The following is a 23,896-nucleotide window of genomic DNA, read 5'->3' as shown; positions in this document are numbered from 1 at the left end:
GTTACAATGTAGAATGATTTGTTCACAAAAGAGAGCACTTACAGTTTTGAAAGGAGAAGGAAGGACATGAAAGGAAATTCGTATTTCTCGCGCAAGCTTCACTCGCTGCTCGGGATCATTCCGCTAGGCGGCTTTATCGTCGTTCACGGTTTGACCAACTATCAGGCGTTTGAACGCGGGCCGGAGGGCTTCAGCAAGGGCGTGCATTTCATTAACAGCTTGCCGGTGCTGCCGCTGCTCGAGATTTTCGGCATTTACCTCCCGTTATTGTTCCATGGCATTTACGGCTTGTATGTCGCATACCAATCGAACTCGAATACGGGACGCTTCAAATACGGCCGCAACTGGGCGTTCACCGCACAGCGCGTTACGGGGGTTATCACCTTCGTATTCGTGTTCTGGCACGTATACCAAACGAGGATCCAGGTCTACCTCGGCAACATTACGCATGAGGAGCTTGGCTCGACGATGCATCTGATCGCAAGCAGCCCGGCCTACTTCGTTCTTTACGTGATCGGCGTGCTTGCCGCAGTCTTCCATTTCAGCAACGGCCTTTGGGCGTTCCTGATCAGCTGGGGCATCACGGTTAACCCGCGGGCTCAGCGTATTTCTTCTTATATTTGCATGTGCATTTTTGTGCTGGTTTCCGCACTGTTCATTCTTTCGCTTGTCGCTTTCAACGGCGATGAATTCAAGGAAGCAGCAAATGCCGCGCTGGCATTTGCGAATATCGGTTAGTTTCAGACAAGGAGCGAAGCGTTATGGCTAAAAATAAAATCATTATCGTTGGCGGCGGCCTTGCCGGCTTGATGGCGACCATCAAAGCGGCGGAAGCGGGCGTACACGTTGATCTGTTTTCCCTCGTGCCGGTAAAGCGGTCTCACTCCGTGTGCGCACAGGGCGGCATTAACGGCGCCGTTAACACGAAGGGCGAAGGCGACTCCCCTTGGGAGCATTTCGACGATACCGTATACGGCGGGGACTTTCTCGCAAATCAGCCGCCGGTAAAAGCAATGTGCGACGCCGCGCCTGGCATTATTCACTTGATGGACCGGATGGGCGTCATGTTCAGCCGTACTTCCGAAGGCTTGCTCGACTTCCGCCGTTTCGGCGGCACGAAGCATTCCCGTACGGCATTCGCGGGCGCTACGACCGGACAGCAACTGCTGTACGCGCTGGACGAGCAAGTTCGCCGCTGGGAAGCTGCCGGCCTGGTCAACAAATTCGAGCACTGGGAGTTCCTGGGCTCCGTAATTGACGACGACGGCGTATGCCGCGGCGTATCCGCACAGGATCTTCGTTCGATGGAAGTGCATACGGTTCGCGCAGATGCGGTAATTTTGGCATCGGGCGGTCCCGGCATTATTTTCGGTAAAACGACGAACTCCGTTATCAACACCGGAACGGCTGCAAGCGCGGTGTACCAACAGGGCGTTAACTATGCGAACGGCGAGTTCATCCAAATCCACCCGACGGCGATTCCGGGCGACGACAAGCTGCGCTTGATGTCCGAATCCGCGCGCGGCGAAGGCGGACGGATCTGGACTTACAAGGACGGCAAGCCTTGGTACTTCCTTGAAGAGAAATATCCGGCTTACGGCAACCTGGTTCCGCGCGATATCGCAACGCGTGAAATTTTCAGCGTCTGCGTCGACCAGAAGCTCGGTATTAACGGCGAGAATATGGTTTACCTGGACCTGTCGCATAAGGATCCGAAGGAGCTTGACGTTAAGCTCGGCGGCATTATCGAGATTTACGAGAAATTTATGGGCGACGACCCGCGTAAAATCCCGATGAAAATTTTCCCTGCGGTTCACTATTCGATGGGCGGCATGTGGGTTGACTACAATCAGATGACGAACATTCCGGGTCTGTTCGCGGCAGGCGAATGCGAATACCAGTATCACGGTGCGAACCGTCTGGGCGCAAACTCGCTGCTTTCGGCCATTTACGGCGGAATGGTGGCCGGACCGAAGGCTGTCGAATATATTAAAGGCTTGAAGAAATCGGCTGAAGACATTTCGTCCTCCGTGTTCGATCGGGATACGAAGCGTCACACCGACAAATATAACAGCATTCTCAAAATGAACGGCAACGAAAATGCGTACGTTATCCATAAAGAGCTAGGCGAATGGATGACGAACAATATGACGGTTGTACGCTTCAACGACAAGCTGGAAGCGACCATCAACAAAATTAAAGAGCTGAAGCAGCGTTATGCAAAAATTAACATTAACGATTCCGCAGGCTGGAACAATGCCGGTGTGGCATTCACCCGCCAATTGTGGAACATGCTTGAGCTTTCCGAAGCGATGACGCTGGGCGCTCTTATGAGGAACGAAAGCCGCGGCGCTCACTATAAGCCGGAATTCCCTGATCGCGACGACGATCAATTCATGAAATCGACTATCGCGAAATGGACGAAGGAAGGGCCGCAAATTTCTTACGAGGATATCGACGTCAGCCTGATCAAGCCTCGTAAACGCGACTACTCCAGCGATAAGAAGAAAGGAGAATAACGATGGCCCAATCTAATGTCGCTACCAAAACGGTCAAATTTATTATCACGCGTCAAGATACGCCTGATTCGAAACCTTATACGGAAGAGTTTGAAATTCCATACCGTGCCAACATGAACGTTATCAGCGGCTTGATGGAAATTCAGCGTAATCCGAAAAAAGCGGACGGCTCCAGCACGGCTCCTGTATGCTGGGATTCCAACTGCCTTGAGGAAGTGTGCGGCGCATGCTCCATGGTCATTAACGGCAAGCCCCGCCAAGCATGCAGCGCGCTTATCGATAAGCTGGAGCAGCCGATCCGTCTTGAGCCGATGAGCACCTTCCCGGTCGTTCGCGACCTGGTCATTAACCGCGAGCGCATGTTCGGTGCGCTGAAGCGTGTGAAAGCATGGATTCCGATCGACGGCACATATGACCTGGGACCCGGTCCGAGAATGGCGGAGACGAAGCGTCAATGGGCTTACGAGCTTTCGAAGTGCATGACCTGCGGCGTCTGCCTGGAAGCTTGCCCGAATGTCAACGACAGGAACAGCTTCATCGGTCCGGCGGCGATTTCTCAAGTGCGCCTGTTCAATGCCCATCCGACGGGAGAGATGAACAAGGAAGAGCGTCTGGATGCGCTGATGACCGACGGAGGCATCGAAGGCTGCGGCAACTCGCAAAACTGCGTGCGCGCATGTCCGAAAGGTATTCCGCTTACAACCTCGATCGCTGCGATCAATAAGGATACGACAAAACATCTGTTCAAAAAATGGCTTGGCGTATAGAAGCCCAAATATCGTACCGGCATTGCTTGCCGGGTTGACGCAAGGACTGCCGGCATCGCGAACGACTGCGATGCGGCAGTCCTTTGCTTCTATTAAATTGACTGGTTTATTTGATATTGATAATTATTATCAATGATAAACGATCAAAAAATGATTGTCAATGTCAACAAGGGGGAGGCGCCAGCATGTTGAATCAGCAAACGGAAGCAGGCGGCTCAGCGTCCGCGCTGCCTTTGCAATCTATTTTCGCAGATTTGCACGTGCATATCGGAAGCAGCGCCAGCGGCCTGCCAGTTAAGATCAGCGCAAGCCGGGGACTGACGTTCCGGTCCATCGCGCATGAGGCGTCAATCCGTAAAGGGGTACGCCTCATCGGCGTCATCGACTGCCATTCTCCGGCCGTTCAGGACGACATTATGAAGCTGCTTGATGCAGGGGAAATGGAAGAGGCGGAGGGCGGCGGCATCCGATACCGTGATACGGTTATCCTGCTGGGGGCGGAAATGGAAATCCGCGAGCCGGGAGGCGGACCGTTTCATTTGCTCGGCTATTTGCCGAATCTGCAAGCCATGCAGAGCTGGACGGAATGGATGAAGCCGCGGATGAAAAACGTCCAGCTTAGCTCGCAGCGAATCCATAGCACGGCAAGGGAGCTTCAGAATGAGCTTCTCGCAAGGGGCGGATTACTCGCTCCGGCGCATGTTTTCACACCGCATCGCGGATTGTTGGGCTGCTCGGCGGACCGTTTGGAGGAGCGCCTTGATCCCGGCGGTATCGCGGCAGTAGAGCTTGGGCTAAGCGCTGATACGGAAATGGCGGAGCGGTTGTCGCAGCTGGATCGTTATCCGTTTCTGACAAACTCGGATGCCCATTCGACCGGCATGATCGCGAGGGAGTGCAACGAGCTGCTGCTCAGGGAGCCGTCATTCGCTGAGTTCGCCAAGGCACTGCGCGGGGAAGAGGGTCGCGGTATCGCCGCAAATTACGGGCTGCATCCGAGGCTGGGGAAATATCATACGACCTGGTGCCTTAATTGTCATAAGGCGGTGCCCGAAGGTTTGCAGACAGAGTCCGAGGCGATGAAAGCTTGCCCTGCCTGCGGCAGCCTAAAGCTCGTACGCGGCGTTGCGGAAAGAATCGATCAGCTTGCGGATAGGGGGAGCAAAGCTGCTGACAGTATCATGCAGCAGCCCTCTGACGGAAGCAGGCTGCAGCGGCCACCTTACTGGCGACAGGTCCCGCTATCTTTTTTTCCCGGTGTAGGTCCGAAAATGCGCGATCGGCTGCTAACTGAGGTGGGCACAGAAATGGAAATTTTGTTTCGTGTAACGTATGAGCAGCTATCCGCCGTGACAGGCGAGAAAATTGCAGGGCTCATTCTGGCCGCAAGAGAACAACGCGTCGATTTCATCGCGGGGAGCGGCGGGACATACGGCAAGCTGACCGAAGCTTAATATATCCACTTAACAAAAAAACCGCTCGCGCGGTTTTTTTGTTAAGTGGAAATAGTTTAGAGACGACGAGTCAGTCTCAAAAGGATGACCCGTCTGTTAAATAGCTGTATTCTGATCTTAATTCCGTTTCGAATCCACCATATCTTTAAAATAACTGTATTTCATGTATTTAGATCGGCCGAAACTCAATGCTCCGCCAATTATGAGCAAAATAGGTACACCATTTACTGTTATATGAAGGAATTCAAATCAAGCGTATATAATATACACACAAAATCCAGTTATTCAAGTTCAATCAGCTTGTTCGCCCTCAACCTGAAATGGCAAAGTGTATATGGCAGCATGCTTCATTGCAAAGCTACATCCACTGCTCTCCCCATTTTTGGATGGATTCGATAACCGGTTCGAGCTCACGGCCCTTGGCGGTCAGTTCGTATTCGATCCGTACCGGCATTTCGGGATATACCTGACGCTTAATAATCGTTATATTCTCGAGCTCTTTCATCCGGTCCGTCAGCATTTTGTCGCTCATTTCGGGAATTTGCTCCTTAATTTCTTTGAACCGTTTCGGCCCGCCAAGCAGCACCCGAATGATTCTGCCCGTCCACTTTTTTCCTAAAATATCGGCCGCAGCTTCATACTTTGGGCACATTGTCGAATAATCCAACCCTATCACCCCGCTTTTTGTTATTCTATTGTAGCACACGTACAAACTAAAAGTAAGTTCATTTCACTGGCAACTGCTGATCATAATCGAATAATGATTAAACCTGCTATTGTAAAAACAAAAGCCGTCCACTGCATAATCGACAGCCTTTCTTTGTATATCGCAATAGCTCCTGCCGCCACAACGAGACTGTTTGTCGCAAAGATAGGTGCGGCGAGATTGGCCTGACCGGTTGCCAGAGCCATTGCGTACAACTGAAGGCCTCCGTATGAGAAAAGGCCCGCAATGATGCCGAGCCGCAATCCGGTACGACTGGAGGCACGAGTACCTTTGCTTTGCCCCGGAAGAAAGAACCATGCCAGCGAAAGCGCATAGGCGATAAACAAAATCGGCGCGCTGGACAGTCCAAGCTCGTCCGTCACCTTCAGGCCCCCGTTGCGGAGCGCGAACAATACGATTGCCGCCCCTACAAGCACGAACCATCGTTTTTCGGTAATCGTAAGCGGTTCCTTTCGTTTGTGGGCAACAAATACGACGGCAAGCAGCAGGAGAGTGATCCCGGCCGCCTCGGAGGCGCTTAACGGCTCATGATATATCCAAGTTGCGAGCGCTACGACCAGAACGATATTCATATTGGTCAGGGGGGAGGTGAGGCTGGCGGGGCCGTAATTCAATGCTTTCATGAACAGCGCGTTGCCCCAGGCGGAGCCCGCGCCGATTGCTGCGCCAGCGGCCCAAACGCGAGGATCCGCAAGCATGTGAAACGTTCCTTCAAGCAGAGCGTGCACGCCGAAGCCGGCCGTACCTGAAGCGTATAATCCAAGCAGCAGCATCCTGGAAGAGCCGCCGCGCATTTGCGATACTTTCATCCACCAACCTGCGAGTCCGAACAAAATAGCGCTGCCGATGGCTGTAATGAGCCACATTGCTGTCCACTCCTCAAATTTGTTACACAAATGAAATCATTCTGTTATCGTCTCATTACATTGGCGGGCTATTATAATAAACAAGACCCCCTTTTTTAATATATCGATTGGGACCTGCAGCGTGCAGGTCCACTTTTTTTGTCCCGACAGTTGTTACAGAGGCACGGCCACCTGTTTGCGCTGGCGGTAGAACACCCACTGAGAAAAGCCGATTTCCTTTAATCTGTTTCGCACGAGCTCCCATTCGTCGCCAACGCGGCTCGGAATGTGAGCATCGGAGCCGAAGGTGACGTTCACGCCGAAATGCAGTGCGCGCTCCAGGATATCGTCCGACGGGTACCAGCCGCCGACATCCTTCGTGCTGCCCGATGTATTTATTTCAATGGATACGCCGCTTTCCGCTATCGCTTTCAACGTTTCATCCACTTGCTCGTGAGCAGGAATATCGGAGAAAGCAGGGTAATATCCCTTCATCGCATCGATATGGCCAAGAATATCGAACATGCCGCTTTGGGCCGATTGCCGGATCAGCTCGTAATAGCTTTTTTTCTCCGCAACATGCTGCTTTTCGTTCAGTTTTTTCCAGCGGTTGCGGTTAAAAATGCTGACTCCGCTTACCTGATGCACGGAGCCGATCAAATAATCGAACGGCACGCCGGCATAAGCTTTCCTGTAGCTCTCGATATGCTCGGGGAAAAAGTCCGATTCCATGCCAAGCAGCACTTCAATTTTACCTTCATACTTCGCTTTCAGGCGGAGAACCTCTTCCACGTAATTCGCAAAATCGCTTCTGGCCATGGCAATGCCGGGCGACGGCTGATCCAGCTCGTGGTAAAAATAAGGGGAGTGGTCGGAAATGCCGATGACCTGCAGGCCCGCCTCCATGCCCGCGATAATATAATCCTCGATCGTGCCGTTTGCATGACCGCATCTCACATGGTGGGTATGTAGATCAAATTTCATCGGAATCTCTCCTTTATCTCTATCTCTTATTCACTGCTTATGAACTGATGCTCGGGCATTCCCTTCAGGTCGCTTAAAAACTGCTGCATAGCGGTGTTCAAATAACGGCCCGATTTGTAGACGACGCCTACCGGATGGCTTGTTTCAAGCTCGTTCACCTTGATCATCTTGAGCGTGCCGAGACGGAGCTCGCCCGCGATCGACAGCTTGGACACGACGGCGGCGCCAAGATCGATTTCGACCATGCGCTTCACTTCTTCGCTGCTGGAAACCTCCATCACGATGTTAGGCTGGATATTGTACTTTTGGAATATCTGGTCGACGAATCTTCGGCCGAGCGTATCCGGAGCCAGCATGATCATGGGGATGTCCTTTAGTTTGTCCACTGTCGTATGAGTCCATTTACTCATAGGGTGGGAGGGAGAAACGACGAGCTCAAACGTATCGTAATAAAGGACGGAAGCCGTTACGTTAGGATTTTTTTCGTACAGGTATGTAATGCCGATGTCGACGGAGCCGTTCTCAACGCTGGCCATTACTTGGGAAGAGGGCATCGAATGAATCGTAGTTTTAATTAATGGGAACTGGTTCTGAAAATACGACAGCACGCGAGGCAAAATTTGAATGGCGATCGAAGCCGTCGTACCAAGCACAATATGTCCCTGAGGCGTTATATTGAGATCGGAGAGCTTCTGCTTTAATTCCTCGACGATGAATAAAATTTTCTCAGCATGCTGTAGAAATACTTGTCCGTGATCCGTTAAAGTGACGGGCTGGTTGCGATCGATCAGGAGCGTCTTGAATTCATCCTCCAAGCTTTTGATTTGCGCCGATACGGCAGGCTGCGTCAGATTCAGCAGTTCTCCGGCCTTCCGGAAGCTCATCGTCTTGGATATGGTTAGGAGCGTTTCGAGCTGGCTGATGTTCACGTCAATCCCCCTTTCAATATGGGCGGCCCCATAATAAATTCGCTTATCTTATCTATTATAAAGGATAGCATTTCTCCCGGCAAAAAAGGCAGCGACGCAGGAGGCATCGTTTGCCCGTGCGGTAGCTGCCTTCAAGATCGTTTGAGGTAAGCTTACAGCCATTCTTTCTTGCGGAAAATATAGAACATGCTTATGCCAAGCAGCAGCATAATGCCGAGCAAAACATAGGAGCCGGCCTTAAAATGCAGCCCCGGGATAAAATCGAAGTTCATTCCGTAAATGCCGGTAATAAAGGTCAGCGGCATGAAAATCGTTGTGATGGCGGTGAAGACGCGCATAATTTCGTTGGCGCGGTTCGCTACGCTGGACTGGTACGCCTCGCGCAAGTTGCCCATCAGATCGCGGTACGTATCGAAGGATTCTGCGATTTTCAGCGCGTTTTCGTAAATGTCGCTGAAATATTTTTGCAGCTGGTCGTCAATGAGCTTCAAGTCCCTCTTGTTCAAAGTTGCGATGACGTCGCGCTGCGGTCCGAGCACTTTTCTCAGCCACAAAATTTCGCCGCGCAAGCCGATAATTTGGTTGAGGTGCGTCTTTTTGGTATGCATAAGAATATCCTCTTCGAGCGATTCGATCCGGCTGTCGATCCTGTCGCCGACGAGGAAGTAATTATCGACCACGATGTCGACGAGATGGTAAAGGAAATAATCGGGACGGCTCACTTCCTGCTCCCACAGCAAAGGCTTCAAAGAGCGGAGTTCGTTAATCTTCTGCTTCGTCACCGTAATAATGAAATGCCGGCCTAGAAAAATATTCAGCGCCCGCAAAAAGATTTCTTCGTCGTCAAACCGGATGCTGTTAATGACGATAAAATAATGGCTTTCATAAATTTCAATCTTCGGCCGCTGCTCCTCTTCGCTGAGGCAGTCCTCGACGGCCAGATCGTGCATGCCGAACAGAGGCTGCAGGACAGTCAGGTCCTCGACATCGGCGTCAATCCAATAAAACCCGGCCGGAGCAGGGACGAGCGTTTGCTCGATATTTTCCACAGGTGTAAAAATGCCATTGTTAACAAGACGGATTTTCATCCGCAGTCACTCCTTTCTTAAAATATAAGAAAGTATAAGTTTGAGCTTATAACTGACTTATATTTCTACGCGTTAGCGAGCTTTAGCCGCCAAAGGACGGCGACAGCCGTTTACGCTTGCATTAAAGGAAACTGCCGGCTGAACGGGATGCAACCGGCAGTAACCGTATTCGACTGTTTTCAGGCTTCGGCCCTTCGCCTTCCATATCCGTTTGCACCCCTTTATCCGCTAGTGTGAAATAATTCTTGTCTAGTATACTCCCGCTTAAGCTTAACATACAAGCATAAAAACTCGCTTTAATATCCCTAGGCTACAGCATATGCAAAGTGGGTTCTTGACGTCATTAACAGAATGCATTAAAGTAAAAAATGAAATATAACCGCTAAAAATTGAATAGACTACTTTCTTATCAAGAGCAGGCGGAGGGACTAGCCCGATGAAGCCCGGCAACCGGCGTAATGAGCACGGTGCTAATTCTTGCGGAAACGTTTTACGGTTTCTGAGAGATGAGAGAGGCGGATGGCTTCTTAATTGAGCATGCGACCTTTTCTCACGCGGAAAGGGTCTTTTTTGATGCTCTAGCGGTCATCCCGCCCAAGCTTATGCCACAAAACCGTAAGTTTTGGCGACAAAACTTTTTGGGAGTGATTGACATGCCGATCAAAGTGCCAGACAACCTGCCGGCCAAAGAGATTTTAAGCAACGAGAACATTTTTGTGATGGACGAAAGCACCGCATATCACCAGGACATCCGGCCGCTGCGGATCGCAATATTGAACCTGATGCCGACGAAGGAAACGACGGAGACGCAGCTGCTGCGGCTCATCGGGAACACCCCGCTGCAGGTCGAGGCGGTGCTGCTGCATCCTAAGACCCATACGTCCAAAAACACGCCGGCGGAGCATTTGGAAGCTTTTTACAAAACGTTCGACGATATAGCGCACGAATATTATGACGGCCTCATTATAACGGGAGCGCCGGTCGAGCATATGCCGTTCGAGGAAGTTAATTATTGGGAAGAGCTCAAGGAGATCATGGACTGGAGCACGAAGCACGTGACCTCGACCTTCCATATCTGTTGGGCCGCACAAGCGGGTCTTTATCACCACTACAACGTACCGAAGTATAATCTCGACAGCAAAATGTTCGGCGTGTTCCCTCATACGGTCGAGAAGCGCAACGTGAGCCTGCTGCGGGGCTTTGACGAAATGTTTTATGTTCCGCAGTCGAGACATACGGAGGTTCGAGCCGAAGACATCGAGCCGATCGGGGATTTGGAAATCTTATCCTCCTCTGAGGATTCCGGCGTATACATCGTAGCGTCGAAGAACGGACGCCAAATTTTCGTTACCGGGCATTCGGAATACGATCCGACGTCGCTCAAATTCGAGTACGACCGGGATCAGGCGAAAGGTCTCCGAATAGGCGTTCCGAAGAACTATTTCCCGGGCGATAATCCGAAAGCAATGCCGCTTTCGACTTGGCGGGCGCACGCCAATCTGTTGTTTTCGAATTGGCTCAACTATTACGTCTATCAGCAAACGCCGTTTGATTTGGGCGCTGGCATTTAACAATAAACGAGGGAGTGCAATTTCAATATGAAAATCGAAAGTCAGTTGGCTCAGATCGGTTCGGTCAAGGAGCCCGTTACGGGTGCGGTAAGCTTCCCGGTATACCAGGCGACGGCATTCCGTCATCCTAAGCTCGGACAGAGCACGGGATTTGACTACGCGCGCACGAAGAGCCCGACAAGATCCGTGCTGGAAGAAGCGGTTGCCGGCCTGGAAGGCGGAGACGCGGCTTTTGCCTGTAGTTCAGGCATGGCGGCGCTGCAAACGATCTTTGCGCTGTTCAGCCAAGGCGACCATTTGATCGTATCGCTTGATCTGTATGGAGGAACCTACCGCCTGCTCGAGAAAATCATGTCCAGGTTCGGCGTTACCGCATCGTACGTGGATACGAACGACATCGATGCGATGGCTTCCTTGTACACGCCGAACACAAAAGCGGTGCTGATCGAGACGCCGACGAATCCGCTCATGATGATCACCGATCTGGAACGGGTTGCCTCATGGGCGAAATCGAAGGGCCTGCTGACGATCGTCGACAATACGCTGCTGACGCCATTTTTCCAGCGGCCGCTGGAGCTTGGCTGCGATATTATTATCCACAGCGCGACCAAATATTTGGGCGGCCACAACGACGTGCTGGCCGGTCTAATTGTAACGAAGGGCAAGGAGCTTTCCGCCGAAATGGCGTTTCTTCATAACTCGATCGGCGCGGTGCTCGGTCCGCAGGACTCGTGGCTTCTGATGAGGGGGATGAAGACGCTCGCGCTGCGTATGGAGCGCCATCAGTTCAATGCAACGGCGATCGCCAATTATTTAATGAAGCATGAGGCGGTCGAGGACGTTTATTACCCGGCGCTTCCGCATCATCCAGGTCATGAAATTCAGAACAGGCAGTCCTCCGGCAACACCGGCATTTTCTCGTTCCGTCTGAAGGACGCCCGTTACGTGGAGCCGATTTTGCGTCATATCAAGCTGATTGCATTCGCCGAAAGCCTTGGCGGCGTGGAATCGCTGATGACCTACCCGGCGGTACAAACACATGCGGACATTCCTCTCGAAATCCGTCAAGCCATCGGCGTAGACGACAGGCTGCTGCGCTTCTCGGTCGGCATTGAGCACGCCGACGATCTGATCGCCGACTTGGAGCAGGCATTCGCCGCAGCCAAAAACGAAATCGGGGAGGAGTAATCTTCATGGGTAAAGACAACAACAAGATCAGTCCTTCCGAGCGGAAGTTTGCAACCAAGCTGCTTCATTTCGGAAGCGAAATCGATGACAATACCGGCGCCTCCAGCGTGCCGATCTTTCAAGCGTCGACGTTCCATCATCATGATATTTTCAACCCGCCGGAATATGATTACAGCCGCTCGGGCAACCCGACCAGGCAGGCGCTTGAGGATTACATCGCGCTGCTCGAGGGCGGAGCCAGAGGTTTTGCGTTCGCTTCCGGAATGGCGGCCATTTCTACCGCTTTTCTGCTGCTGTCGGCCGGCGAGCATGTCATTGTGACCGAGGATGTTTACGGGGGAACGTACCGCCTTCTGACATCGATTTTGGATCGCCTCGGCATCGAGTCGACTTTTGTCGATATGACGGATTTTGAAGCGGTAAAAGCCGCATTGAAGCCGAATACGAAAGCGGTGTTCATGGAGACTCCTTCGAACCCGACGCTGAAAATTACGAATATCGCGGAGACGACGGCATGGGCGAAGGAGCACGGGTTGCTGACGATGCTCGATAACACGTTCATGACTCCGTACCATCAGCGTCCGATCGAGCATGGTGTCGATATCGTGCTCCATAGCGCTACGAAATTTTTGAGCGGCCACAGCGACGTGCTGGCAGGGCTGGCCGTAACGGCTGACGAAAGCTTGGGCAGACGCCTGAAGCAGCTGCAGAACGGGCTTGGCACCGTGCTTAGCGCTCAGGAATCCTGGCTGCTTATGCGCGGTATGAAGACACTCCAAGCAAGAATGGAGCACAGCGAGCGCAGTGCCAGAAGGCTGGCGGAGTGGCTTTCGGGTCACAAGGAAGTCAGCGCGGTTTATTATCCGGGCTTGGAAGGTCATCCGGGACGAGCGGTACACGAGAAGCAATCGCTCGGCTACGGCGCCGTCGTCTCGTTCGACGTAGGCAGCGGCGAGCGTGCCAAAACGCTGCTCAGCAAGGTGCAGCTGCCGCTAGTTGCAGTAAGCTTGGGCGCGGTCGAGAGCATTCTTTCCTACCCGGCGATGATGTCGCATGCGGCTATGCCGAAGGAAGTCCGGCATGCCCGCGGCATCACCGACGGACTGGTCCGCTACTCGGTCGGCCTTGAAGATATCGAGGATTTGATCGGCGATCTGGATCAGGCGCTCCGCGCATAAAGTGCCGCAATAACATGAAGAAGCACGGGTTGTCCGCAGGGGCATGCCGTGTTTTTTCGTTATTTTGACACAGAGGGAAGCTTATGGCGGATGACTTGCAGCGCCGAAATATGATAGGATGAAGTGATCGCTAGTTAAAAATAGGACGGATTAAGGAGGTCTTGCGGAATGGGAGCGTTAGACCAGATTTTGGATAAAGCACTGCGGGGAGACCGGATCGGGCTGGAGGAAGGCATGGAGCTGCTTGCTTCGGACCAGATCGAGAAGATGGGGCATGTGGCGAATCAGATCATGCTCCGGCATCACCCTGAGCCGGTTACGACCTTCGTGGTCGGCCGGAATGTCAATTATACGAATGTTTGCGACGTCTACTGCAGATTTTGCGCCTTTTACCGGGCTCCTGGCTCGAAAGAGGGTTATGTGCTTCCTGACGAGACGATTTTGAGCAAAATCCAGGAGACGGTCGACGTAGGCGGAACGGAAATATTGATGCAGGGCGGCACGAACCCGAACCTGCCGTTCACTTACTATCTGGACTTATTGCGGAAAATCAAGCAGCACTTTCCTGGCATTACGATGCACTCGTTCTCGCCGGCAGAAATCCAGAAGATGAAGGTAGTGTCGGACGGCCTTTCTCTGGATGAAGTCATCAGGCAGCTGCATGAAGCGGGACTTGACTCGCTGCCGGGCGGAGGCGCGGAAATACTGGACGATCGCACCCGCCGCAAGATCAGCCGCATGAAGGGCTCCTGGACGGACTGGATGGACGTTATGAAATCCGCTCACCGCCACGGCATGAACACGACGGCTACAATGGTGTACGGGCTAGGTGAGACGATCGAGGAGCGCGCGCTCCATATGCTTCGCATCCGGGACGCTCAAGATGAATGCATTGCGAACAATTATAATTCGACCGGCTTTCTTGCGTTTATTTCTTGGCCGTTCCAGCCTGACAATACGAATTTGAAGCTGGAGAAAGCTAAGCCTGAGGAGTATTTGCGCATCGTGGCCGTAAGCCGTATTATGCTTGACAATATTAAGAACTTCCAGTCCTCCTGGGTTACGATGGGGCCGGAGATGGGCAAGCTTTCTCTTTCTTACGGCTGTAACGATTTCGGCAGTACGATGATTGAGGAGAACGTTGTTTCGGCCGCAGGCACCACGCATAAGGTCAACATTGAACTTATTCTTAAGCTCATCCGCGAAGCCGGCAAAATTCCGGCTCAGCGTGATACGAAATATAACATCCTGAAGATGTACAACGAATCCGATAAAGCGGATGCGGACTTTATTATGCAGAACTAGTAGGGAATTGAGCCATATCAGGAAAAATAACCGCATTGCCGGTATCTGATTTCAGATGCCGGAATGCGGTTATTTTTTATATATAGAGCTTTTGACAATTATGACCGATCCCTTACATTCCAAACTCTTCATCGTATATCCCCGTTGATGGGACCATATACTGATAAGGAAGGAAGGGGTGAGCTTTATGGTGCTGTTTACGATATCTTTACCGGTCGGCCTTCAGCATTCGGCGCAAAAGCTGACTGAACGTCTTACCGATGAAGCGAGCGTTCATTTACATAAGGATGGTCAGCCGGCTGTCGTTCAATTTACCCGGGAATCTGAATTGGAAATCAGGTGTTTGGCCGTTTTGCCGCATTTTCAGCTGCAGGCGCATGGTCCGGTCGTGTTTAAAGTTGCTGCCGGCAGTATTGCAGAATTCGTAATTGCCGAGATGGAGACGGAGATTCTCGCGTCCATCGTCCGCAAAAAATACCGTGCGCAATCGCCTGCCGATTCCGCCGCCGTAGAGCGGTACTGCCATGACCTTCTTCACGGCAAGGAATGGGATGGGCTTGGCAGCAAATTTCTGGATGCGGACCGTTTGAGAAGGAAGTCGAAGATTGCAGCCGAGGTTGAGGAATATTTGCAGGAAAATACGGAGCTTCATTTGACCGGATTAACGACGTTCAGGCTGAAGATTTACCGCAAAGAACTGGCGGAGGTCGTCGATTATGCGCTGGATGAGTATGTGCTCGACAAGCAGTATCAGGAGTTTATTTCCTTATTGAAATATTTCGTATTCCTGCAGGATACGAAGGTGCCGATGGTTCATTTGCTTCATAAAGGCGGCCACGAATTTCTAATGTACGACGCAGGCTTTCAGCCGCTTGACCATACACCGCCGGCCGACAAGATCGTAGCCGAGATGCTCGAGACGGAAATGAATATCGAAGACATGGTCGTAAGCTCGCTTATATCCGTGTCCCCCAAGCACATTACGATTCATACCCGCCAGCCGGAAATGCAGGTGATTCGCACGATCGAAACGATTTTCGACCAGCGCGTAACCGTATGCGAGCGCTGCGCCTCATGCAGCGGGAGCCTCGACGAGCTCGTACAGCCATAGTCCGGGTAGGCCGGTACCGCCATAGTCTTGACCAGGAGCCACATCTCGCGTTATAATGACACACATATACTTTAAAAAGGCTTTGACAAAGACATGTATCCGCTTATGATGCCCGGTCCAGAGAGAGGAAACCCGGCTGCAATTTCCTTCCATGGCGCTTGCGGATGTACCCCTTTGTAGCTGTGCGGTTGAACCTGTTCCACAATGGAAGTAAGCCGCGCCGGAATTTCACCGTTATCGGAACATACAAGGACTGTACGCCGCGGGCGCAAGCCGAAAGCTGCAGTTGAAGTAGGGTGGAACCACGAGACGCAAGCACTCGTCCCTTTGGGGATGCGTGCTTTTTTTTGCGTTCCCATAAGCCTGTAACCAGTCAAATTAGTTGTACAAATCAGGAGGATGAACGAACATGGCTATTCAAGTTACTTTGCCGGACGGAGCGGTAAGAGAGTACGCTGCGGGCACAACGATCGAGGAAGTTGCGGGTTCCATAAGCACCGGGCTGCGCAAAAACGCAATTGCGGGAAAAATGAATGGGAAGGTCGTCGACGTCTATACGCCTATCGAGGCCGATGCCGCAGTCGAAATCGTGACGGTGGACACGGCAGACGGGCTTGAAGTATACCGCCATAGTACGGCTCACTTGCTGGCGCAGGCGATCAAGCGCCTGTACGGCGATACAAACGTAAAGCTCGGAATCGGTCCCGTCATTGAAGACGGTTTCTATTATGATATTGACATGGAGCAATCGCTTACTCCTGAAGATCTCGTAAAGATCGAGAAGGAAATGGACAAAATTACTCAGCAAAATCTGGACATCCGCCGCCGTGAGGTTAGCCGCGAAGAGGCATTGGCGATTTTCACCGAGCTCGGCGATAACCTGAAGCTGGAGCTGATCCGCGATCTGCCGGAGGATTCCGTAATTACAATGTACGATCAAGGCGAGTTTTTCGACCTGTGCCGCGGACCTCACCTTCCTTCGACGGGCCGGATCAAGGCCTTCAAGCTGCTCAGCGTCGCAGGGGCGTACTGGCGGGGAGATTCGAAAAACAAAATGCTGCAGCGCATTTACGGCACGGCTTTTCCGAAAAAAGCACAGCTGGATGAGCATTTGCACTTCCTGGAGGAAGCGAAGAAGCGCGATCACCGCAAGCTGGGACGCGAGCTCAAAATGTTCACGTTCTCGCGCGAGGTAGGCCAAGGGCTGCCGCTGTGGCTTCCGAACGGCGCCAAGCTCCGGAGAACGATGGAGCGCTATATCGTCGACCTCGAGGAAAGACTCGGCTACGAGCATGTGTATACGCCGGTGCTTGCGAATGTCGAGCTTTACAAAACATCGGGTCACTGGGAGCATTACAGCGAAGATATGTTCCCGAAAATGGTCATGGACAACGAGGAGCTTGTTCTGCGTCCGATGAACTGTCCTCACCATATGATGGTGTTCAAAAGCGACATGAGAAGCTACCGCGACCTGCCGGTCCGCATCGCCGAGCTCGGAACGATGCACCGCTATGAAATGTCGGGTGCGCTGACAGGCCTTCACCGCGTACGCGCTATGACGCTTAACGACGCCCACATTTTCTGCCGTCCGGATCAAATCAAGGAAGAGTTCGCCCGTGTCGTGAACCTGATCCGTAAAGTATACGAGGATTTCGGCATCAAGGAATACCGCTTCCGCCTGTCCTACCGCGATCCTCAGGATACGGAGAAGTACTTCCAGAACGACGAGATGTGGGAAATGTCGCAGCGCATGCTCCGCGAGGTCGTCGAGGAACTTGAGCTTCCGTTTTTCGAAGCGGAGGGCGAAGCGGCGTTCTACGGTCCGAAGCTTGACGTGCAGATCAAGACGGCACTCGGCAAGGAAGAGACGCTGTCGACTGCTCAGCTCGACTTCCTGCTTCCTGAGCGGTTCGAGCTGGAATACATCGGCGACGACGGCAAGAAGCACCGGCCGGTCGTTATCCACCGCGGCATCATCAGCACAATGGAAAGAATGACGGCATTCCTGCTCGAAAATTTTGCAGGTGCGCTGCCATTGTGGCTGTCGCCTGTTCAGGCGAAGGTTATTCCGGTATCGACCGCTTACGAGGCATATGCACGCAAGGTGACCGAGGAGCTGCAGGCCGCCGGCATCCGTGTGGAAAGCGATCTCCGCAACGAGAAGCTGGGCTACAAAATCCGCGAGGCTCAGCTGGAGAAGGCGCCTTACATGCTGGTTGTGGGCGAGAACGAAATGCAGGCGGAAGCCGTATCCGTCCGCAAGCGCGGCGAGGGAGACCTTGGCGCAATGCCTGTGAAGGAGCTTATCTCGCTGCTTCAGAAGCAAATCGCGGACAAAGAACAATAAGCGCCTTTGCATAAAGCTTGTGCCATCTGGGCATGATTTTCTCTGAGGAGGAAGCAATCCAGATGGTTACAAGCTTTTTTAATAGGAAAAAAGGAATCTTCGCGTTGCTGCTTCTTTTCGTTATGGCCAACGCCTTAACGATCTGGAACGGCCCGGCATCGGCCGATGCGGCGGATAGGCATCGGAAGGCGGCCAAAGGCGACGCCCTGGCAAGCGGAAATATGGAGCCTCTGCTTCGGCATAAGGAAGGCCTTGGCGAAACCGTTGAAGTCATCGCGACCGGCTATACGGCCGGAGTGGAATCGACGGGCAAGCGGCCCGGCCACCCCCAGTACGGCATCACCTACTCGGGTGTGAGGGTTCGCAGGGACCAGGTATCGACGATCGCAGCCGATACGAAGCTGTTTCCGATCGGCACGCTGCTATATATTCCCGGCTATGGCTATGGGGTTGTGGCGGATACGGGGTCGGCGATCAAAGGCAAACGGATCGATCTGTATTTTGAAACGATAAAGCAAGTATACGAGCAGTGGGGCAAGCGAACGGTCCATGTCGAGGTACTGCGCATGGGCACAGGCAAGCTTACGCAAGCATGGCTGAATAAAATCAATCTGGCCGTGGAAGCCGGAAAACCAATCCCTCAAACGTACCTGGAGTCGTAAATATTGCCAGCATAATCACCCTTAACCGAGCCATACTAACAATGAAACGGGAGGTGATTACAATGGCTAAAAACAAAGCTAATAAAGCCGCTCAAAACCAAAACAACAAGTTCAATGCTGAATTTGCTGAAGAATTTAACCAAAACAACGCTGCAGGCAAACAAGCGGCAAACAATGCCCAACAACAAGCTCAAAAGTAATTTCCTTTACATGAATAAAGCGAACGAAGAGGAGCCGCGAGGCTCCTCTTTTTAGATAGGGCGCTTCACTCCCGATTTCCAGTAATATCCGGCTTTTCATTAGAAAAAAAATTGTTTTCATCCGGCTTCGTTTGTTGTATGATTACCTATGTAAATAATAATCACATGACAAGACAGGTGAATTCTCATGGTTGATCCGATCATTCATAACGGCTTTTCTTTTTCTGCAGTTGCCGAGCATCGAAAAGCGGCAGAAGTTTATCCGTTTATAGAAGCATATGTCGCGAAGAAGGAACAGGAAATTGCCGAAATCGAGCAAATGGTGGAACGATATGAGAAGCGCAGGCTAATGGAAGAAAGGGCCTACCAGTCGATGTCTACTTTGCGCAGAATGTTAACGGGCAAGAAGCCTGACCATCACCTAGCGGTTGAATACATTCATTTTGTAAGAAAGCCGATGGAGAAGGTACGCATGCTTCGCCAGGAAATTGAGAAAGCTCGTTCGATTCAGAATAGTTCTGCTCCAACCGACATTGTGTCCGTTCCTTTTGAGCTTGTGAGCGATATGAACAATTAAATTTAATCAAAACATTGATAAATCGGCCGCCGGGCATGCACCCGGACGGTTTTTTTGTATTTATACGCAAAAAAAGAGCCGACCGGCACTCAGTAACGGACCAGGTACAGCTCTTTAGGGCGGGGAAGTCCGCCAATTTAGGATTTTCGGTTCGTCAGACGCTCGAGATCGAGGAAATCATGCTCCTGGCTGTATGCGGGCACCCCGTGAATGCCGACGTCGAGGCCGACGAGCTCTTCATCCTTTGACACGCGTACAGGCATCACTTTGCGGACGAGCCATAACACGCCCCAGGACATGGCGAAGCCCCATACCGAAACGATTGCCAATCCTAGCGCTTGAACGCCCAGCAGATTCCATCCGCCGCCGTAAAACAACCCGTAATAGCCTTGGCCGACTTCACCGGACAGCTCCGGCACAGCGAACAGGCCGACAGCGAGCGTTCCGATGCTGCCGCTGATGCCGTGTACGGCGAACGCTCCGACCGGATCGTCGATTTGTTTGCTTTCCAGCCATTCGGTTACAAGCACCATCGCAATGCCGGACACGGCCCCGATTCCGATTGCCGCTCCGTCGGAGACGAAAGCGCAGCCGGCCGTAATGCCGACAAGTCCGGCGAGCGAGCCGTTAATGACCATAGGAGGATCCGCTTTCTTGTACCTGAACATCGTAAACAGAATGCAGGCTGCTCCTCCCGCCGAAGCCGACAGCATCGTCGTCAGGGCGATATGGCCGATCGAGCTGTTCGTAGCGCTGAGCGTGCTGCCTGCGTTAAAGCCGAACCAGCCGAACCATAGAATGAACGCGCCTACGGAAGCAAGCGGCAGATTGGACGGGGGAACGATGTTAACTTTCCCGTCGGCACTGAATTTACCGATCCGCGGACCGATGAATATAGCGGCTGCCAGCGCCGAAAATCCGCCCAAAGCGTGGATAACGGCCGATCCCGCAAAATCGATCATTCCGAGCTTGCCGATGAAGCCGCTGCCCGACCAAACCCAGTGCCCGGCAAGCGGATAAATGAGGCCTGTCATTGCAATCGTTAACAAAATATAAGCTCTGAAATGAATGCGTTCCGCAACCGCTCCGGATACGATCGAAATGACGGCGATGACGAAAGCGCATTGGAAAAGCCAGTATGTTTCGTTCGAAATGTTCAGCGCGATATGAGACAAATCGCCGTTTATGAGAAAGCCCGTCGTACCGATGATGCCTCCGGCATCCTTTCCGTACATGAAAGCGAAACCGATAAAATAAAATACGAGCGCGCCGAAAACGATATCGACGAATACCTTCATAATAATGCTGACGGCGTTCTTTTGCCTCACGAAGCCTGCTTCCAGCAAAGCGAAACCGCCCTCCATCAACAGGATCATCGCTGCTGTCAAAACGACCCAGATCGTGTCCAGACCTCTTGACAGTTCTGTTACGTCCATTGTTTCATCTCCCATTCTTATTGGTTTGGCGTAAGGTTTTCTCTTACATCCGATCCGTTCATCATTATAAATAGAGGAAGTGAACAATGTCAACGCTGAACGTTACGTTTGTTAACGCATGTCAGGTATTTCTCGACAGCGGGACGGCTCGGTCTAGAGACGGATTCTCATTTCAACCGAGCGTCCCTTTTGTGAAGGATTACCGTCCGTTATACTAGAGCTATCACATAATGAAGGAAGCATAAGGAGCTGGGGCTGCTTGAACGGTAATTTTGCAAGCCGGTTGTTCACAGGATTAGTCATTATTTCAATCGGTGTTTTGTTTTTGCTAAGGCAAACGGGTTATGTCGACTTTGATATAGGAGATGCGATATCGGTATTCTGGCCCGTCATCCTGATTATCGTCGGTATCCGCGGGCTGCTGGCGGGCAGGCTGCACGGCTCCGGCTCGGGCTGGTGGGGCGCAATCGTCCTGCTGATCGGTTTTATTTTTCTGGGACGGAATCTCGGGTGGTTCGAATGGTCGATCAGCGACATTATTCCTTATGTTTGGCCTGTCGTCGTCATTTTAATCGGCATTAACCTCATTTGGCGTCCGAAATCGCGCAGAAACGATCCTCCTGAGGATGATTGGACTTCGTACCGTCCGTTTGACGATCAGACGCCTGTGCCGCCGGCACCGCCGCTGCATCCGGATCCGACGAAAACGCCTATTAATCTGAAGAAGGGGCAGGAGAACGCGTCCGCGGACTCTTCTGACCGGCCGTACGATTTCATGAATGTGCCGACGGCGCCTGAACCGCCTGAACTGCCTAATTATAAGAAGTCCTATAAGGAATGGAAGCATGAGCATAAGCGCCGGCATAAAGAGTGGAAATGCCAGCATAAAGAGCATGTGGAGTGGTGGAATCACAGCGATCCGAACGTTCAGACCCGTTCCGGCTTTATCGGCGACATTCATATCGGGCACGATTTTTGGGATCTGAAGCCATTGAATGTGTCTCATTTCATCGGCGATACCGTGCTTGATTTGACCAAAGCGCAGGTTGCGCCGGGCGAAACGAAAATTTGCATTTCATCCTTTATCGGAGATGTGAAGGTGTTTGTGCCGAACGATTTCGAGGTAGGCGTCCAGGTTGTTTCCAGCGCTTTCATAGGCGACGTAAAGGTACTGGGGCGCAAGGAAGGCGGCATGTTCAACAACATTCATATCCAATCCCCCTTGTACACCGAATCGGACAAAAAAATCAAGCTAATCGTCAGCACGTTTATAGGCGACGTCCGTGTTACAAAGGTAGGGTGATCCGGATATGATGGTCCGATTTTTAAGAAGCGGCAAGTGGGAGCTAATCGGGATGTTTGTGCTGGCTTCCGCCGTATCGCTCGTGCTTGCGGGAGCGGCCTGGATCGGCTTGGCGAAGGAAACGGGACAGACGGAAGTGCGCCTTTGGGCCGCCTCCGTCTTCCTGCTTGTGAGCGCGGCTTTCGGCTATTGGGCGGCGCAGCGTATCGGGCGGCGCATCGATACGCTTCATCTGTCGCTGAAGCAGGCTGCCAACGGCAATTACGGCGTACGGATTATGGAAAACGGCCATAATTCGTTTGTTGAGGTTTATCGTGAATTCAATGAGCTTGCGGAACAAATGGAAGACAAAATGAAATGGCTACAGATGAAGGGCGAGGAGTACGTCATGACGGAGTCCGCCTCTAACGAAGCGGCCGTGCTTGAGGAGCGGAAGCGGCTGGCGAGGGATTTGCACGATACGGTAAGCCAGCAGCTGTTCGCCATCCATATGTGCGCCTCTTCTCTTCCAAAGCTGCAGCAGGTTGACCGTGAACGCGCCGATTCGGTATTGGACCAGCTCGTTCAAATGTCCAATCTCGCGCAAAAGCAAATGCGCAATTTCATCGCCCAGCTTCGGCCGATGGAGCTGGAAGGGCGTACCTTGTATGAAGCGCTAGACAAGTGGTTCCCCGATTATTGCCGCCAGAACAATTTGCAGGGCGAGCTGGAATGGAGGCTGAAGGACCGTCTGTCCGAAGCGAAGGAGCATCAGCTTTTTCTGATCGCCCAGGAGGCGATGGCCAATATCGTCAAGCATGCGCGCGCGAGCGGCTGTACGCTGACGCTGTCCGAGAACGAACGGCAGGTGGTTATGATTTTGCAGGATGATGGAGAGGGTTTTAAGGCCGACGAGGTCAAACGGGACTCCTACGGCTTGTCGACGATGCAGGAGCGGGCGCAGAAGCTCGGCGGTTCGGCGGAAATATGGAGCAAGCCGGGAGGCGGAACGAGAGTAAAGGTGACGATACCAAAAATGTTGCGGGGAGAGCGTGAAGGATGAGCGGAACCGGTACGATTAAAGTGATGATCGTCGATGATCATGATATGGTAAGGACGGGCTTGCGGACGTATTTGATGCTGGAGCCTAAATTTGTCGTGATGGCGGAGGCCGGCAACGGGCAGGCGGCGATCGATCTGCTCGGCACGATGAGCGAGGAGCAGAGGCCGGACATTATTTTAATGGATTTGATGATGCCGGGGATGAACGGAATCGATGCGACGAAAGCCGTGCTCGAGAATTACCCCGATGTGAAAATCGTCATGCTGACCAGCTTTCTGGAGGATGATAAAGTATACGGGGCGATTGAAGCTGGCGCGGTCAGCTATGTGCTGAAAACCGTATCGGCCGAGGAGCTTATTTACGCCATCAATGGTGCCTTTAAAGGAATGCCGGTCATGACGGCGGATGTGTCGCAAGCTCTGACAAGAGGACTAAGGCAGCGTACGGCCCAATCGGGCGACGAAGGGCTGACCGAGAGGGAGAAAGAGGTGCTGCTGCTTATTGCGGACGGTCAATCGAACAAGGAAATTGCCGAGGAGCTGCATATTAGCGTGAAGACGGTCAAAACGCATGTCAGTAACCTGCTGATGAAATGCGAGCTGGAGGATCGGACGCAGCTGGCGGTGCTCGCGCACCGCAAAGGCTGGGTCAACCGCACATAAT

Annotated in this window: 22 protein-coding genes and 1 riboswitch; of the genes, 16 read left to right on the top strand and 6 right to left on the bottom strand. The window is 52.4% G+C overall.

Annotated features, from left to right (window positions below; all coding sequences use genetic code 11):
* The first annotated feature begins 66 nt into the window (after positions 1–66).
* The 4 genes from KP806_RS10715 to KP806_RS10700 all read left to right on the top strand — a co-directional run bounded on the left by KP806_RS10715 (position 67) and on the right by KP806_RS10700 (position 4,740).
* Positions 67–738: a succinate dehydrogenase cytochrome b558 subunit gene (locus tag KP806_RS10715; protein ID WP_224723592.1), complete on the top strand. Its 672-nt coding sequence runs from the start codon at positions 67–69 to the stop codon at positions 736–738.
* Between the two features lie 23 nt (positions 739–761).
* Positions 762–2,519 carry a succinate dehydrogenase flavoprotein subunit gene (gene sdhA, locus KP806_RS10710; RefSeq protein ID WP_224723591.1) on the top strand — a complete coding sequence of 586 codons (1,758 nt, stop codon included), beginning with the start codon at positions 762–764 and terminating at the stop codon, positions 2,517–2,519.
* A gap of 2 nt (positions 2,520–2,521) precedes the next feature.
* Positions 2,522–3,286, top strand: a complete 765-nt coding sequence (gene sdhB, locus KP806_RS10705) for a succinate dehydrogenase iron-sulfur subunit (protein ID WP_224723590.1) — start codon at positions 2,522–2,524, stop codon at positions 3,284–3,286.
* Positions 3,287–3,471: 185 nt separating this feature from the next.
* Positions 3,472–4,740 (top strand): endonuclease Q family protein, encoded by a 1,269-nt coding sequence (locus KP806_RS10700; RefSeq protein WP_224723589.1) that lies wholly within the window; start codon positions 3,472–3,474, stop codon positions 4,738–4,740.
* Positions 4,741–5,098: 358 nt separating this feature from the next.
* Here the strand turns inward: KP806_RS10700 and KP806_RS10695 are convergent, their stop codons facing one another.
* The 5 genes from KP806_RS10695 to corA all read right to left on the bottom strand — a co-directional run bounded on the left by KP806_RS10695 (position 5,099) and on the right by corA (position 9,313).
* Positions 5,099–5,407 (bottom strand): winged helix-turn-helix transcriptional regulator, encoded by a 309-nt coding sequence (locus KP806_RS10695; protein WP_318153567.1) that lies wholly within the window; start codon positions 5,405–5,407, stop codon positions 5,099–5,101.
* An 80-nt stretch (positions 5,408–5,487) separates the two neighbouring features.
* Complete coding sequence (locus KP806_RS10690) at positions 5,488–6,333, bottom strand: DMT family transporter (protein WP_224723588.1); 846 nt, start codon at positions 6,331–6,333, stop codon at positions 5,488–5,490.
* Positions 6,334–6,486: 153 nt separating this feature from the next.
* Entirely contained in the window at positions 6,487–7,296 is an 810-nt protein-coding gene (locus KP806_RS10685) for a histidinol-phosphatase (protein ID WP_224723587.1), read from the bottom strand.
* A gap of 26 nt (positions 7,297–7,322) precedes the next feature.
* Complete coding sequence (locus KP806_RS10680) at positions 7,323–8,225, bottom strand: LysR family transcriptional regulator (protein ID WP_224723586.1); 903 nt, start codon at positions 8,223–8,225, stop codon at positions 7,323–7,325.
* A 152-nt stretch (positions 8,226–8,377) separates the two neighbouring features.
* Entirely contained in the window at positions 8,378–9,313 is a 936-nt protein-coding gene (corA, locus tag KP806_RS10675; RefSeq protein ID WP_224723585.1) for a magnesium/cobalt transporter CorA, read from the bottom strand.
* Between the two features lie 403 nt (positions 9,314–9,716).
* Positions 9,717–9,826: riboswitch (SAM riboswitch) on the top strand.
* Positions 9,827–9,966: 140 nt separating this feature from the next.
* On the opposite strand from corA, the gene metA reads away from it, so the two are divergent.
* The 9 genes from metA (at position 9,967) to KP806_RS10630 (ending at position 19,452) form a co-directional block, all read left to right on the top strand.
* A complete protein-coding gene (gene metA / locus KP806_RS10670) occupies positions 9,967–10,884 on the top strand; it encodes a homoserine O-acetyltransferase MetA (RefSeq protein ID WP_224723584.1) in 918 nt (305 codons plus the stop codon).
* Between the two features lie 27 nt (positions 10,885–10,911).
* Positions 10,912–12,072: an aminotransferase class I/II-fold pyridoxal phosphate-dependent enzyme gene (locus KP806_RS10665; RefSeq protein ID WP_224723583.1), complete on the top strand. Its 1,161-nt coding sequence runs from the start codon at positions 10,912–10,914 to the stop codon at positions 12,070–12,072.
* 5 nt (positions 12,073–12,077) lie between these two features.
* Positions 12,078–13,250 carry a trans-sulfuration enzyme family protein gene (locus KP806_RS10660; RefSeq protein WP_224723582.1) on the top strand — a complete coding sequence of 391 codons (1,173 nt, stop codon included), beginning with the start codon at positions 12,078–12,080 and terminating at the stop codon, positions 13,248–13,250.
* Between the two features lie 168 nt (positions 13,251–13,418).
* Positions 13,419–14,555, top strand: a complete 1,137-nt coding sequence (mqnC, locus tag KP806_RS10655) for a cyclic dehypoxanthinyl futalosine synthase (protein ID WP_224723581.1) — start codon at positions 13,419–13,421, stop codon at positions 14,553–14,555.
* A gap of 187 nt (positions 14,556–14,742) precedes the next feature.
* The gene (locus tag KP806_RS10650) at positions 14,743–15,666 is read left to right on the top strand and encodes a putative sporulation protein YtxC (protein ID WP_224723580.1); all 924 of its coding nucleotides are present in this window, start codon (positions 14,743–14,745) and stop codon (positions 15,664–15,666) included.
* A 409-nt stretch (positions 15,667–16,075) separates the two neighbouring features.
* Positions 16,076–18,013, top strand: coding sequence for a threonine--tRNA ligase (gene thrS / locus KP806_RS10645; protein WP_224723579.1), 1,938 nt, complete (start codon positions 16,076–16,078; stop codon positions 18,011–18,013).
* A 62-nt stretch (positions 18,014–18,075) separates the two neighbouring features.
* Positions 18,076–18,675, top strand: coding sequence for a 3D domain-containing protein (locus tag KP806_RS10640; protein ID WP_318153565.1), 600 nt, complete (start codon positions 18,076–18,078; stop codon positions 18,673–18,675).
* Positions 18,676–18,737: 62 nt separating this feature from the next.
* Positions 18,738–18,875: a hypothetical protein gene (locus tag KP806_RS10635; protein WP_224723578.1), complete on the top strand. Its 138-nt coding sequence runs from the start codon at positions 18,738–18,740 to the stop codon at positions 18,873–18,875.
* Positions 18,876–19,062: 187 nt separating this feature from the next.
* Entirely contained in the window at positions 19,063–19,452 is a 390-nt protein-coding gene (locus tag KP806_RS10630) for a hypothetical protein (protein WP_224723577.1), read from the top strand.
* Between the two features lie 137 nt (positions 19,453–19,589).
* On the opposite strand, the gene KP806_RS10625 is transcribed toward KP806_RS10630, so the two are convergent.
* Positions 19,590–20,888 carry an ammonium transporter gene (locus KP806_RS10625; RefSeq protein WP_224723576.1) on the bottom strand — a complete coding sequence of 433 codons (1,299 nt, stop codon included), beginning with the start codon at positions 20,886–20,888 and terminating at the stop codon, positions 19,590–19,592.
* Between the two features lie 259 nt (positions 20,889–21,147).
* Here KP806_RS10625 and liaF point away from each other — a divergent pair, with 259 nt between their 5' ends.
* The 3 genes from liaF to KP806_RS10610 are packed head-to-tail and all read left to right on the top strand — an operon-like array spanning position 21,148 to position 23,895.
* A complete protein-coding gene (gene liaF / locus KP806_RS10620) occupies positions 21,148–22,191 on the top strand; it encodes a cell wall-active antibiotics response protein LiaF (RefSeq protein ID WP_224723575.1) in 1,044 nt (347 codons plus the stop codon).
* Between the two features lie 7 nt (positions 22,192–22,198).
* Positions 22,199–23,233, top strand: a complete 1,035-nt coding sequence (locus KP806_RS10615) for a sensor histidine kinase (protein ID WP_224723574.1) — start codon at positions 22,199–22,201, stop codon at positions 23,231–23,233.
* Positions 23,230–23,895 (top strand): response regulator, encoded by a 666-nt coding sequence (locus tag KP806_RS10610; RefSeq protein WP_224723573.1) that lies wholly within the window; start codon positions 23,230–23,232, stop codon positions 23,893–23,895. Before KP806_RS10615 ends, KP806_RS10610 begins: the two co-directional genes overlap by 4 nt.
* The last annotated feature ends 1 nt before the right edge of the window (position 23,896 follow it).

Source organism: Paenibacillus vietnamensis (genome assembly GCF_020169515.1).
In the GTDB taxonomy this organism is placed as follows: Bacteria; Bacillota; Bacilli; order Paenibacillales; family Paenibacillaceae; genus Pristimantibacillus; species Pristimantibacillus vietnamensis.
This window is presented reverse-complemented; position numbering and strand designations above follow the sequence as displayed.

What these genes read in the sequence shown, in the direction of transcription:
- KP806_RS10715 (WP_224723592.1), top strand. Translation starts at nt 67, where the DNA reads ATGAAAGGAAATTCGTATTTCTCGCGCAAGCTTCACTCGCTGCTCGGG.
- sdhA (WP_224723591.1), top strand. Translation starts at nt 762, where the DNA reads ATGGCTAAAAATAAAATCATTATCGTTGGCGGCGGCCTTGCCGGCTTG.
- sdhB (WP_224723590.1), top strand. Translation starts at nt 2,522, where the DNA reads ATGGCCCAATCTAATGTCGCTACCAAAACGGTCAAATTTATTATCACG.
- KP806_RS10700 (WP_224723589.1), top strand. Translation starts at nt 3,472, where the DNA reads ATGTTGAATCAGCAAACGGAAGCAGGCGGCTCAGCGTCCGCGCTGCCT.
- KP806_RS10690 (WP_224723588.1), bottom strand. Translation starts at nt 6,333, where the DNA reads ATGTGGCTCATTACAGCCATCGGCAGCGCTATTTTGTTCGGACTCGCA.
- KP806_RS10685 (WP_224723587.1), bottom strand. Translation starts at nt 7,296, where the DNA reads ATGAAATTTGATCTACATACCCACCATGTGAGATGCGGTCATGCAAAC.
- corA (WP_224723585.1), bottom strand. Translation starts at nt 9,313, where the DNA reads ATGAAAATCCGTCTTGTTAACAATGGCATTTTTACACCTGTGGAAAAT.
- metA (WP_224723584.1), top strand. Translation starts at nt 9,967, where the DNA reads ATGCCGATCAAAGTGCCAGACAACCTGCCGGCCAAAGAGATTTTAAGC.
- KP806_RS10665 (WP_224723583.1), top strand. Translation starts at nt 10,912, where the DNA reads ATGAAAATCGAAAGTCAGTTGGCTCAGATCGGTTCGGTCAAGGAGCCC.
- KP806_RS10660 (WP_224723582.1), top strand. Translation starts at nt 12,078, where the DNA reads ATGGGTAAAGACAACAACAAGATCAGTCCTTCCGAGCGGAAGTTTGCA.
- mqnC (WP_224723581.1), top strand. Translation starts at nt 13,419, where the DNA reads ATGGGAGCGTTAGACCAGATTTTGGATAAAGCACTGCGGGGAGACCGG.
- KP806_RS10650 (WP_224723580.1), top strand. Translation starts at nt 14,743, where the DNA reads ATGGTGCTGTTTACGATATCTTTACCGGTCGGCCTTCAGCATTCGGCG.
- thrS (WP_224723579.1), top strand. Translation starts at nt 16,076, where the DNA reads ATGGCTATTCAAGTTACTTTGCCGGACGGAGCGGTAAGAGAGTACGCT.
- KP806_RS10640 (WP_318153565.1), top strand. Translation starts at nt 18,076, where the DNA reads ATGGTTACAAGCTTTTTTAATAGGAAAAAAGGAATCTTCGCGTTGCTG.
- KP806_RS10635 (WP_224723578.1), top strand. Translation starts at nt 18,738, where the DNA reads ATGGCTAAAAACAAAGCTAATAAAGCCGCTCAAAACCAAAACAACAAG.
- KP806_RS10630 (WP_224723577.1), top strand. Translation starts at nt 19,063, where the DNA reads ATGGTTGATCCGATCATTCATAACGGCTTTTCTTTTTCTGCAGTTGCC.
- KP806_RS10625 (WP_224723576.1), bottom strand. Translation starts at nt 20,888, where the DNA reads ATGGACGTAACAGAACTGTCAAGAGGTCTGGACACGATCTGGGTCGTT.
- KP806_RS10615 (WP_224723574.1), top strand. Translation starts at nt 22,199, where the DNA reads ATGATGGTCCGATTTTTAAGAAGCGGCAAGTGGGAGCTAATCGGGATG.
- KP806_RS10610 (WP_224723573.1), top strand. Translation starts at nt 23,230, where the DNA reads ATGAGCGGAACCGGTACGATTAAAGTGATGATCGTCGATGATCATGAT.